At 40.4% G+C, this 12,603-nt stretch carries 9 protein-coding genes; 1 reads left to right on the top strand and 8 read right to left on the bottom strand.

Annotation, left to right across the window (positions count from 1 at the left end; translation table 11 throughout):
* Window positions 1-59: 59 nt before the first annotated feature.
* The 7 genes from H6G83_RS17735 to lepB all read right to left on the bottom strand — a co-directional run bounded on the left by H6G83_RS17735 (window position 60) and on the right by lepB (window position 9,014).
* Entirely contained in the window at window positions 60-503 is a 444-nt protein-coding gene (locus H6G83_RS17735) for a type II toxin-antitoxin system VapC family toxin (protein ID WP_190474677.1), read from the bottom strand.
* 2 nt (window positions 504-505) lie between these two features.
* Window positions 506-790 (bottom strand): hypothetical protein, encoded by a 285-nt coding sequence (locus tag H6G83_RS17730; RefSeq protein ID WP_190474675.1) that lies wholly within the window; start codon window positions 788-790, stop codon window positions 506-508.
* A 402-nt stretch (window positions 791-1,192) separates the two neighbouring features.
* Window positions 1,193-2,923 (bottom strand): R3H domain-containing nucleic acid-binding protein, encoded by a 1,731-nt coding sequence (locus tag H6G83_RS17725; RefSeq protein ID WP_190474674.1) that lies wholly within the window; start codon window positions 2,921-2,923, stop codon window positions 1,193-1,195.
* Between the two features lie 39 nt (window positions 2,924-2,962).
* Entirely contained in the window at window positions 2,963-4,201 is a 1,239-nt protein-coding gene (gene ldpA / locus H6G83_RS17720; protein ID WP_190474672.1) for a circadian clock protein LdpA, read from the bottom strand.
* 256 nt (window positions 4,202-4,457) lie between these two features.
* Window positions 4,458-6,293 carry a GGDEF/EAL domain-containing response regulator gene (locus tag H6G83_RS17715; RefSeq protein ID WP_190474670.1) on the bottom strand — a complete coding sequence of 612 codons (1,836 nt, stop codon included), beginning with the start codon at window positions 6,291-6,293 and terminating at the stop codon, window positions 4,458-4,460.
* A gap of 1,193 nt (window positions 6,294-7,486) precedes the next feature.
* Window positions 7,487-8,302, bottom strand: coding sequence for an MOSC domain-containing protein (locus tag H6G83_RS17710; protein ID WP_190474835.1), 816 nt, complete (start codon window positions 8,300-8,302; stop codon window positions 7,487-7,489).
* 67 nt (window positions 8,303-8,369) lie between these two features.
* Window positions 8,370-9,014, bottom strand: coding sequence for a signal peptidase I (gene lepB, locus H6G83_RS17705; RefSeq protein WP_190474668.1), 645 nt, complete (start codon window positions 9,012-9,014; stop codon window positions 8,370-8,372).
* Window positions 9,015-9,287: 273 nt separating this feature from the next.
* Here lepB and H6G83_RS17700 point away from each other — a divergent pair, with 273 nt between their 5' ends.
* A complete protein-coding gene (locus H6G83_RS17700) occupies window positions 9,288-10,607 on the top strand; it encodes a dihydroorotase (protein WP_190474666.1) in 1,320 nt (439 codons plus the stop codon).
* Between the two features lie 1,418 nt (window positions 10,608-12,025).
* Here H6G83_RS17700 and tsaE read toward each other — a convergent pair.
* Window positions 12,026-12,481: a tRNA (adenosine(37)-N6)-threonylcarbamoyltransferase complex ATPase subunit type 1 TsaE gene (gene tsaE / locus H6G83_RS17695; protein WP_190474664.1), complete on the bottom strand. Its 456-nt coding sequence runs from the start codon at window positions 12,479-12,481 to the stop codon at window positions 12,026-12,028.
* Between the last annotated feature and the right edge of the window lie 122 nt (window positions 12,482-12,603).

Raw genomic sequence — 12,603 nt, 5'->3', positions numbered from 1 at the left:
GATTGTGCAATGTCGTCAGCCGACAGGAGGCGATCGCATTTTCTCATTGCAAATAAAATTTATACTGTTCCAGAGTCAACTACTACAATACCTTCTGCTGCATAGCGCCTGAAATCATTAATATTAAATGTCAAAATATGAGATAAATTTTGTGCTTTCATAGCAGCAACAAGGTGAGCATCATGCACTTGCACACCTGAGACATTGTATGTTACCACAAGTCTACGCCACTCATGATAAACAGCAGGTGTCTCAGGCAATAATGGAAACAGACGCTCAATCCGTTGCAGCATTCTTTTTGCATCTGTAGGAGTCAAACCAAAACCATTTTTTGCTGTAGGTCTTGTAGCGACGTTCCAAAATTCGATACAGTTTTGTGATGAGATATACAGTGTGTGTTTATCATTTCGTAGTTTTCGTATCGCAGTTTTTACGATTGGGTATCGCGGATCAGTACGAAAAATAAAACGCAACAAAATATTAGTGTCTAAAAGGTAATCCACGTTTAAGGATGCTCCTCATAAATACCTTCACGACTTACTGCATAATCTGATAATGGAAGTACGTCTGACCCGACACAAGCTGCAAAATCATCAACTAATTGGTCAGCAATTACCTCGAATTCATCATCATGAATTTTACTGTTTGTTTTTTCTCCTAGTAATAATTCTACTGTTGGCGCAAAGGCATCAGCCAATAACTGTCGAACTCTTTCAGTGTCGTTTCTAGCAATACTTTCTCGTAATTTTTGCTCTAATTCTGGTGATAATATCAGAGTAATCGTAGTCATGTTTTTCAGTGTTGGTTAATTTTTACATTAATTTTGTGCTGACAGGAGTAATTTTAATTATAATATCCAATTAATTTAATTCACTCACAACAAGCAATCTTAGATTGAACTTATACGTTGATGTTATCTTGGCATAAACCGTGACTTCAGTGTTCAGCTTATATAGCAGGGGACAGGGTACAGGTGACAGGTGATAGAGTTAAAAGCCTTTTGCTGTTTCAGTTTTTTAATTTCCTGATGTCCTAACTGTCTTGGCTATTGCTATATATATCAGTAGCCACATAGATTAGGAAATCAACAAATCATAAAACCCTTACTTCAAAGGGGTTTCAACCCTATCCCCTGCCATAAAAAAACGATCGCCCTAGAATCAGAGCGATCGCCTAATTTACTCTCCTCAGTTTACGCTGGATATATCCGTAAACGGCGATTTGGTTCTTCCCCAAAGCTATGAGATTTGAGGCGATAATGTTCTACTAACTCATGCTGCATCTTGCGGACTTGTGCAGAACGGGGTAATAACTCCACTGGTTGTCCTTTGGGAATGACGATTTGCTCTACGGCTAGTCTTGCTTCTTCTAAAGCGTCGATTTCGTCATCGCTACCGTTGTGCAAGAACAGTTGCAGTTCTTTATCATCAGCCATATCGGGGTCATCAATGTTCAGCAACCGTCGCAACCCACGAGTAATTTGTGGGATGGTGCTGGACTTGATCACATGGATGGGTACGTGACGCGCCTTAGCCATTTGCCTGAGTTTGGCGTGGTTTTTGACGTGCGATCGCAAAGCCAAAATTGCATCAGCACTATCGATGTCTTTTGTCAAGACCACAGGCAAAGTTAAGACACTAATTACCTGTTCCAATTGATGTCTACTGACACCGTAAGGGTAAATGTGCAAGGGCAAATCTTCCCCATTCGGCCCTGGTATTCTAGCGCTGTTGAAATCAACAACTTCTGGGTAATTGAAGGATTCATCTAACAAGCGGTCAAATTCGCTTTGTCCCAGCCTTTCCCGCTCCACAGTTAATGATGGTACAGCTAGCATCTGACCTGATGAACGCCAACCATTGGCTTGTCTGGCAGGTGCAAAGGACTCCTCTGATGTTGCCAACCCGCCACGCCCGTTAACCACGGCTAACTGTCTGGTAATCGAGACTTTACCTTGGTCATCTACGGTGCGTGTCTGCGGACTAGGCTGGCGACCTCGCAACAGTGTATCGACAGTATCCGCGACGCTTTCATGTACTACCCACCGTTGCCGTTCTAACATTTCTACAGCAATCTCGAAGGTAGGAGGCGCTTTCCTCTCCAAAACGGTTTTCTGGCTACCTCTGCGTCTTGCTTCATCGTCTCCCAGTGTGACAGCTTGGATACCCCCAACCAAGTCAGACAATGTGGGGTTCTTGATGAGGTTTTCTATCTGGTTGCCGTGGGCAGTACCTACCAACTGTACACCCCGTTCGGCGATGGTACGGGCAGCTAAGGCTTCCAATTCTGTACCAATTTCATCAATGACGATGACTTCAGGCATATGGTTTTCTACTGCCTCAATCATCACTTGATGTTGCTGTTCTGGATGAGCCACCTGCATCCGCCTAGCACGACCAATGGCAGGGTGAGCCACATCGCCATCCCCGGCAATTTCGTTGGAGGTGTCGATAATGACCACACGTTTATGCAATTCATCAGCTAGTACGCGGGCAATTTCTCTTAAAGCTGTGGTTTTGCCTACGCCTGGACGGCCTAGCATGAGAATTGATTTACCAGTTTCTACCAAATCGCGGATCATGCCGATAGTACCGAATACCGCTCGACCAACGCGACAGGTTAGACCGATGATCTTACCGTTGCGGTTGCGGATAGCACTGATCCGGTGCAAAGTTTGCTCAATTCCTGCCCGATTATCTCCACCAAAGTTTCCAACTCGCTGAATGCAATCATCTATTTGAGCTTGAGTGACGGGCGTTTCGCTCAGATATTCGGCTCCCTTGGGAAAGCGAGCTTCTGGGCGACGACCCAAATCCAAGACCACTTCTACTAAACTATCTCGCTGAGGATGATTCTCTAGTACTTGTCGCAGGTCTTGGGGCAAAATGTCTAATAACTTTTGGAGATCGTCTGTAATCGTCATGCTTTCTATGGTGACGTTTTGAGAGATAACGAAGAGCGATTAGCGCTCCTGCTGTGACTTGAGCTGAGAGACGAGAGAATGTGCAAGCTCTACAGCTTGCCAGAGCAATTGGGGTTCTTCTTCCAGGCGGACTGCCTTAACACTGTTATGATTCACCTCCTTTTCTAACTGTTCAATAATCGGTGACAGCATGACACGGGCGTAGCTACCGTAAGCGACTCCGGCGATGGATGGGGGGGATGAGGGAGATGAGGGGGATGAGGCAGATATAGCTTTAACTTGTCCCCCTGTGGAGGATAAGGAACATACTACTCCTCCATCTCCCCCTATTCCCTCATCTCCCCTTTCCCCTCCTGGGAGGGGGTAGGGGTGGGTTACTCCCCCTGCTCTCTTCAGTAGTCCCATTGCCTTTAACTTAGCAACTGTGTAGCTGTTAGTGCCACCTGCTAGCTGTACATATCCTGGTAACTTAGCTGCTAAAACCCTCTGCCCTAGTTTTACTGCGGCTAAAGTAGTACCGTCTCCGATGTCACCACTCATGGGGCGGCCGTCGGTTTGCCAGATTAAGGTGGTACGGAGTGGAGAAATTAGTTCATAAATTGCTTGCAGATACTCAATTAAATCTTTGCCATCGGGGCAACTGATAGCTAATACTTTCAATTGCTCTGCCCACGGTGAAATTACTTGCCATAATTGCTTGAACTGGGTCAAACGTCCTACTTTGGTATGGATTTCTACGGCATCGATCCCTGCTGACATGACCATAGGCGCGATCGCCTCTGGTTTGGACATATACGAATTTGTATAAATTCTATCATAAGGACAAACTGGTAGACAACGCCCGCAACCGTAACATTTCTGAGATTCCACCCCAGAAAAACTATCTTTTTTATGGTTAAAAACTATTGCTTGGGCAGGACAAATTTTTTCACAAGGTCTAGGGCAATCTTCAGGACATTGACTGGGGTCAAACTCGGCTTTGCGAAAATGGGGGTCTTCGCCATCATTTAAGCTCACCATCAACAGAGGCGCATCACCTTTGTAATTCAGCCCTCTTGTTTGGGCTTCCTTTGCCAAAGTTTTGGCTACTTGTATTGCTTCTTTGGCATCTTTAATCACCGCCGGATCAGCTGCGACATCTATGCAGTCAGCACCTGCCAAGGTATAGGCTAATGTTAAACTTCTGACAGCAGGTAGGTGCTGGAAACTAGCTCCGCAGATGAGCTTGAACCAGTGACCTTGCTTTAAAGATTGTAAAGGGGCTAACAGATCAGTCACTCTTCTATTATGCGTTTATGTCACAAAAAATAGTAGTCTCTGTTCAATAAAAATTCTGATTTCTTGATTATTGTTTTTAGGGATGGGGACTGGGGGCTGGGGACTGGGGATTGGGGATTGGGGAAACGCTATAGTATATACATATAAAAATTTGATAAACGTATTAAATCTTATTTAATTGCCATGATTGCGAGAAGCTAATAGATAAAAAGCTGATATAAATTATTAATGAGTAAAATGCTGTAGCGACAGAAAGTTACCATTGGGTTTTTGAAGTAATAAAATCCATGACTAAGTGCTGTGGAATTGGTTGAGAAAACAAATATCCTTGAGCAAAATCACATTTTAAACTTTTCAATTGTTCAAGTTGTGCTTCGGTTTCTACTCCTTCTGCGATCGCCGCCATTCCCATAGATGCAGCAATGCTGATCATTGCAGGTACTAACCCCATATTTGCTTGATTGTCTAACATCCGATTGACGAAGGATTTGTCAATTTTTAAAGCATTAAAAGGAAATATATGTAGGTAACTTAATGATGAATAACCTGTGCCAAAGTCATCCATAATTAGTTTAATCTTTCGCTCCTTTAATTGTTGAAGAATTGTTTTAATTTCATTACTATTTTGCATAATTACAGTTTCTGTAATTTCTAACTCTAAACTAGAGGGATTTATTTGAGTTTGTTCAATAATTTTATCAATCTGCACTAGAAAATCAGATTGTAAAAATAATTTGGCGCTTAAATTAACACTAATAGTTAAGTTTTTTGTCCTTACTGGATGAGCTTGCCAGATACGTAGTTGGCGGCAAGCAGAATGTAATACCCATACATTAATAGCATTAATTAAACCGGTTTCTTCCGCTACGGGAATAAAATCTGTAGGGTGAATTAAACCTTTAGTTGGATGTAACCAACGAATCAATGCTTCAAATCCAGAAATTTGACCTGTAGTCAAAGAAATAATTGGTTGATAATAAACAATAAACTCTTGTCGCTCAACAGCTCTACGTAAATCATTTTCTATTTCTAAGGTTTTGATGGCTTCCTGGTGCATTTGGGGATCAAAAACATGGTATCTAGCTCGTCCTAAGTCTTTAGCACGGTACATAGCTGTATCAGCATCTCGCAATAGATATTCTGGTTTTTCATAGCCTTTATGTCCCCAATTAATCCCAATACTGACGTTGATAAAAACTTCGTATCTAGATAACTTAAAAGCCATTGATAATTGTTGCAGAATATGATCAGCTACATGGATTGAAGCATGAATATCTTCCATGTTTTCCAACAAAATCCCAAACTCATCACCACCTAATCTGGCTAAAGTAGCATCTGGTGTGAGGCAAGATTGTAGACGGTTAGCCACAGCAATCAGTAATTCATCACCTACTAAATGACCTAAAGAATCATTAATAAATTTGAAGCGATCGCAATCCAAAAACAAAACTGCAAACTGATAGTTACATTCTTGTTTAGCAAGATTTAAGGCTTTTTCTAATCGCTTAATAAACATAATTCTGTTTGGTAAACTAGTAAGCGCATCATGTAGAGCCATTTCTAATAGTTGATTTTGCAGTTTTTGACGGGCATTAACTTCTATCTGCAATTTATGCAAAGCCTTTTCTAGCTCCCAAGTGCGCTGTTTTACCCTTTGTTCTAATTCAGCATTGAGGGTTAGTATCTCCAGTTTTGCAGCGCGTAATTCCATTTGATTTTGTACACGCACTAGTACTTCTGCCAAATCAAATGGTTTTGTGATGTAATCTACTCCACCAGTTTTAAAAGCCTTAACTTTGTCAAAAACATCATCTAAAGCGCTAATAAAAATCACTGGAATATCAGCAGTCAGTTTCCAAGCTTTAAATCGTTGACAGACCTCATAACCATCAACATCTGGCATCATGATATCCAGTAATATTAAATCTGGTAATAATGTTTGACAAGCAGTAGAAGCCATCTGCCAGTTTAAAGCTTTGCGTACATTGTATCCTTGACTTGTAAGAATTGATGATAAAACACGCAAATTATCTGCCATATCATCAATAATTAAAATATCTTTTCTGTATTGGTTTGACTGCTTATAACTCATTATGGATTCTTTCTCATTATTAGCCATGTTTTGGCAAATTGATGGTTATTTCTTAACTCATGCAAAACGCAAGTTAGAGATTTTTAAATAAATTTTGCTACATTGGTTTTATAAACTCAACAATAAAATTGGTACTTTTAGGGATAACATCAGAGTTTTATGGAAAAACTTGTTGTTAATTGAGCGGTAGTATAGCCTAAGATAGTGAAGTGTGGAGAACATAAGTTGTGGCAAGTTATACAATGTAAATTATGGTGAATTTACTATATATAAACCACCTGAAAATTAAAGATTAGTATGGTCTACAATAGCAGATTCTATCAAGCAATTAGCTGATATTTGTATAAACTCATATCTTGCACTTCTACGTAAAAACCCAGGTAAGGTAAAAAAATGTGAGATAAAGCTACATCATTTTTATGGGCTTTCATCGCTAAATCAAGGGTTTTGCTTTTTTATTGAGTAATAAAATTACATCAGTTTTTCTTGCTGCAAGATGTGAGTAAAGACATACTAAATTATATTTACACATATCGTATAAGTAGGCTATCTCTTCTAATTTGCCGCCTTAAATTTTTTTATAACACTAGAATTTGTGAGATTTCATCCGAAAATACATGAATATGAATGATTGAATGAGCGCCCTCATACATTGATATTGATTAAGCAGTAAATATTAAGTAGAGAAGTCAAAGAACTGTGCCTCTCCCGCGTTAAAGCCGTTGTGTTAAGGTTAAGCGTGCGACCTAACGATAATTCCACATATCTGTTCCATTCATTTTTCAAATTGGTATTATCGAAACTCTAAATGATTAAGAAGGGGAAAGGAACACAAGCCCCTAAATTCTGCTAAATTAATTTGTGTAAAAATAATAATTTATATAGCAGTCGAAGCATAGGTTAGGACATCATACAATTTTAAAACTTTTTATTTCAAAGGCTTGCAGCCCTGTCAAGAGTCACCTATCACCTGTCCCCTGCTATATTTTCAATACTAAAATTGCTAGCAAAGATGTAGGGGATATCCATTTGACAACCCCTGATTTTGAGATATAGCAATAGCCAAGACAGTTAGGACATCAGAAAATGAGAAAACTTATACAGTGAAAGGTTTTTAACTCTGTCACCTGTCCCCTGTCCCCTGCTATATGAGCTTTTCGTTGCCTTTTTGCTGCCGAAAGGGTAACGGAATGTTACGCATCACTTGTCAAAATTTCTACCTTGTCACCAGTCCTAATAATTTTCCCTGCTTCTGACTTGGGTAATTTTGTATTGATGCTTAACCTATAAAAATGGTTAAACCGAGATGAAGCAACCCATTCTGGCAAGGTAGCTTGTCGCTTTTGGATGAAGATTTTTTGAAAGCTTGGGTAAGCATCACCTGAGAGGGAGTCTCTTGTGGGAACTATACAACGTTGACAAGGGTTAACACCCAAAAATTGTACATCTCCAATCCGAAAAGCAACCATATCACCTGATGCGGTGAATAATTGGTCTTCCCAAAAGGCGGGGACACCATCAATTTCCAGATTTGCACGCATTCGACGGCGCATTTCCTCGACTGTCACGCCAGGAAACCAAGAAGCGACTTCTTGCAAAGTCGCTGTACTAATGACAGTTGGCCCTGTTGATTCTAAATCATCAGGGAAGCCAACTAAAGAGTTCTGCTGTAGCGTTACAGCAAACCCAAAAAAATCACTCAGAACTGTCGTTAGCGCTTGTCTTTCTTTGTCTAGATGAAATATGTGTTTTGATGCTTGACCAGGGAGTTGCAAAGAGATGGTTCGATGAGGGATGCTAAAGTGCGATGGGCTACGCCCCGCCGTAGGCGATCGCAATTTGTGAATTGATGAATGACGCTTGCCATTCACCACCTGAGAATTTTCGTCAAATATCGCAAATTCCCGGTCATTTTCTAATGCGCCACTAGCAAGCACTCGCCTTTGTTCTACTTCTACCCCATCCAGTGATTTAATTGGGTAGATGAGCATCTTAGCTAGGTAAGGCATGACATTTTTAGTCATTAGTCTAAAATTGCTTAACTGTTGACTTTTGACTGTTGGCTGCCTCTATTTTTTACTGTGGGTATAGGGGTGATTTATCAATTCCTCCTACATTATTAAGTGGCCAGAAGCGAACCACTGCACGACCGATAATATTCTGACGAGGGACAACACCCCAGCAACGACTGTCGTAGCTGCTATTGCGGTTATCTCCTAAGACTAAGTAAGAATCAGGGGGTATAGTCTGGGGTTTTGCTAAGAAAGCTGGTTGCTGACCTGATGTACAAACATCAACTACAGTAGTTTGTTTAGCACTTAGATAATTGCCCTCGTTTAAGGGTTTTTTGTTGATATATACCTTACCATTCCTCAGTTCTACTGTTTCTCCAGGTAAGCCAATCACCCGTTTAATAAAAGCATCTTGATATTGTTCTTTTTGTAACTCTTCGGTAGGTGAAAAAACTACGATATCTCCCCTCTGGGGTTGAGCAAATCTATACTTCAACTTATCCACAATAATCTTGTCTGCTTCCCACTGGTTCGGGGTTCCGTGGAGAGTGGGTTCCATCGAACCAGAAGGAATCCAACGTGCTTCCGCTACAAAGGTACGAATACCTAAAGCCAGAACAATACTTAATACAACTGTTCTACCTAACTCTCCGATCCAAGAGTTATCAGGTTGTTTACTGGAATTATTTTCAGACACTTGATTTTGCATGAAATTACTGAAGTAAGAAAAGTGTAAGCAATTAACTCGCTTAGAGAGACTATATTTGTTAATCTTAGCGGGAGAGAGTGGGTTAGTGATTGGTCATCAGTCCATAGTCTAAATTGTTGACTGTTGACTTAGGGGGTGAGGCTGATTCATAAGTTAAAAATAAACTTTTTTTTAACTTAGTGCAAAAAATTATTACAAAAACGGTTTACGAGATTGACCTAAAAGCATAGTTTTCTATAGTCTATAGCTCCTAGTTGGAAAAGTGTTAGCCTCATGACATCTCCACAAAGTTTATTAATTCGCGGCGCTCGCATCATTTTACCGAATGGTGAATTTTTGCTTGGGGATGTGTTGACGCGCGATCGCCACATCGTTGAAGTAGCCCCGACAATTGCCGACAATACAGCAACTACAGAAATTGACGCGGCAGGACTAACTTTGTTGCCTGGAGTCATCGACCCCCAGGTACATTTCCGTGAACCAGGGCTAGAACATAAGGAAGACCTATTCACGGCTAGTTGTGCCTGTGCCAAGGGGGGGGTAACTTCTTTTTTGGAAATGCCCAACACGCGCCCTCTGACAACTAACCAAGCAGCTTTAGATGACAAGTTACAACGTGCTGCTCAAAAGTGCTTGGTAAATTATGGCTTTTTTATTGGGGCGACGGGGGATAACACTCCTGATTTGTTAGCGGCGCATCCCACACCAGGCATTAAGATTTTCATGGGGTCGATGCACGGGCAACTGTTGGTAGACCAAGAAGCGATACTCGAATCGATATTTGCTCAAGGTCAGCGCCTAATTGCCGTTCATGCCGAAGACCAAGCTAGAATTAACCAGCGTCGCCAACAATTTGCGGGAATTCAAGACCCAGCAATTCATTCCCAAATTCAAGATAACCAAGCGGCACTGTTAGCAACGCAACTAGCATTAAAACTTTCTAAAAAATATCAGCGTCGGTTACATATTCTGCATATGTCCACTGGCGATGAAGCCGAATTGCTGCGTCAAGATAAACCTAGTTGGGTAACAGCAGAGGTAACACCACAACATTTGGTGTTAAATACTAGTGCTTATGAGCGTATTGGCACATTAGCACAAATGAATCCGCCATTGCGATCGCCCCAAGATAATGAAGTTTTATGGCAAGCTTTGCGGGATGGGGTGATAGACTTTATCGCTACAGACCATGCACCCCACACCTTAGAAGAGAAAGCACAACCCTATCCCAACAGCCCTTCGGGAATGCCTGGGGTAGAAACATCCTTAGCGGTGATGTTGACGGCGGCGATGGAAGGGAAATGTAGCGTTGCCCAAGTCGTTAACTGGATGTCTCAAGCTGTAGCTGTAGCTTATGGTATCCCAAATAAAGGTGCGATCGCCCCTGGTTACGATGCTGACTTAGTGCTTGTAGATTTAAATACATACCGCCCCGTTCTTAGAGAAGAACTGTTAACCAAATGCCACTGGAGTCCCTTTGAAGGTTGGAACCTCACAGGATGGGCTGTCACAACTATAGTTGGCGGTCAGATTGTTTATGATAAAGGCAAGTTGAACACAGAAGTGCGTGGTCAAGCTTTAAGTTTTGTGTAGCTAATCATATTTTCCTGTTACTTAGAGTAGAACGGGTAAAACTGTGGATGCTAAAGTGCGGTAGTGGGGCATTTGGTAGGGACGCACATCTGTGCGCCCTTATCCATATATCTGTATCAGGCATTCCGTAAAATAGTTAGGACTTACGCATGAAAACGAAAAATCAAGGGTTTGGACAAGGGTATAGGGGTATAGGGGGGTAAGCCTTCAAAACCTACACCCTTACACCCTTACACCCTTACACCCAGTCTTAACAGATAACATTGGTGCGTAAGTCCTGATAGTGTGAGCTAGCGAAATTCCACACTAAAATTATTGAAATCCTATTCTTTTTATAACATAAACTTTACATATACTTAACTTAATTTATATTTGCTTATATATTGATTATTAGTAACCTTACGGGTATACAACCTAAATTGTTTTTGAGAATAGTTAAGTACCAAGATAGACTAAGCAACTAGTACGCAAAGTAGTAAGGCTTGACTTGCCCCGATGAGCTTTTTGCATTTAACTATCCGGATTTTTTAGCAAATAACCGTAGAGAAAAGTAGGGTTAAGTAAACGGGCAAATTTTTGTGAAAACAATGTTTTATACATATAAAAATTTTATATGCACTTAAATTGTATGTTCTAAAAACTTATTTCTTACATCTGGGCTTGTTTAATGCTTCTAAACTTTGGAATGCTTGGGATCTCAGGATTACTTAGCAAAACATAGCAAGAAACGAGAAATCAGTATTTGTTCCTGCATATTAGAGAACAAATTTTACAGAGATAATTCAGAGAGTGAGTTTAGAACCACAACGTTAGTGCAAATAAATAAAAAGAATTTTCCAGTATTGACTGATTTATTAAAAGTCTGCTGTAAGCCTGATTAGATAAATAATTCGTGAGAGGAAAAGTTTATGTCAAAGTTAAGACCAATCTAATTTTTTCTAAAAACAGGTATTAAGGAAATCTTGCAGCTTGCTAGATATTACTTGTACAAAAACCTTGGACACACTTAGAGTTCTGTTTCCATCCATCTACAGACAGATTAATCCAAAGCATAAGCAATCCTAGCTAACCTTAATCAATAAATCAGTAGATGGCAACAGTATAGAGCAAACGTAATCAAATGTTTTTTTGAAGAGTAATTCACCGATTCTATGATTATGAAGGCAATTATGTTAGTGAATTTATTTGATGAGCGCGGTAGTGGTAGATAGAACGATTGTGCAATTCTTCCTCATCTATCGCTAAAAATTTTGTTGTAACTATGTGGAGATTAATTGGGTATGGCGCTGATGATTTGGTAATTTGAGGATAAAATTAGTATGATTTGGGTAAATGTTTACTGTGATGAGACAGTGCTAAACAACCCGAATATTACAAAGTGCTACGCAGCGTTTTACCCAATTTGGAGCTAAAGCCGTTCAGATAGTAGCAATGTACTCATTGATAGTGCAATTGAATGGTGTAATTTCCGCCTGACGGCTGCCCTCATCGCCATAAGTCAAAAGCACGTTAATATAAGAACTTGGCTTGTAGGGCATTCGTTCTGACCACTCGATCGCCACAATACCGGGAATCACCTCAATACCTTCCCAGTAACTTTCTAAGTTTAAATTTACAACTTCTTGCGGATCTAAGCGATATAAATCTAAATGGTAAAGGGGGATACGTCCTTCAGTATATTCATTGATCAGTGTGAAAGTAGGGCTGACAATGGGTTCAATAATACCTAGACCTTTACCTAAACCTTGTACTAAAGTGGTTTTACCAGCACCTAAATCACCTGCTAGTAAAATTACAGTGCCAGCTGTTAAAGTTTGTCCAAGAACAATACCCAGGTTCATTGTTGCTTGTGTATCTACAAGGTGAATTTTCATAGGTTGGTCAGTTATCAGTTATCAGTTATCAGTTATCAGTTATCAGTTATCAGTTATCAGTTATCAGTTATCAGTTATCAGTTATCAGTTATCAGTTATCAGTTATCAGTTATCAGTTATCA

This window comes from Anabaena azotica FACHB-119 (assembly GCF_014697625.1).
Classification (GTDB): Bacteria; Cyanobacteriota; Cyanobacteriia; order Cyanobacteriales; family Nostocaceae; genus Trichormus; species Trichormus azoticus_A.
The sequence above is the reverse complement of the archived record's forward strand: the minus strand, read 5'-3'. Positions and strand labels throughout refer to the sequence as shown.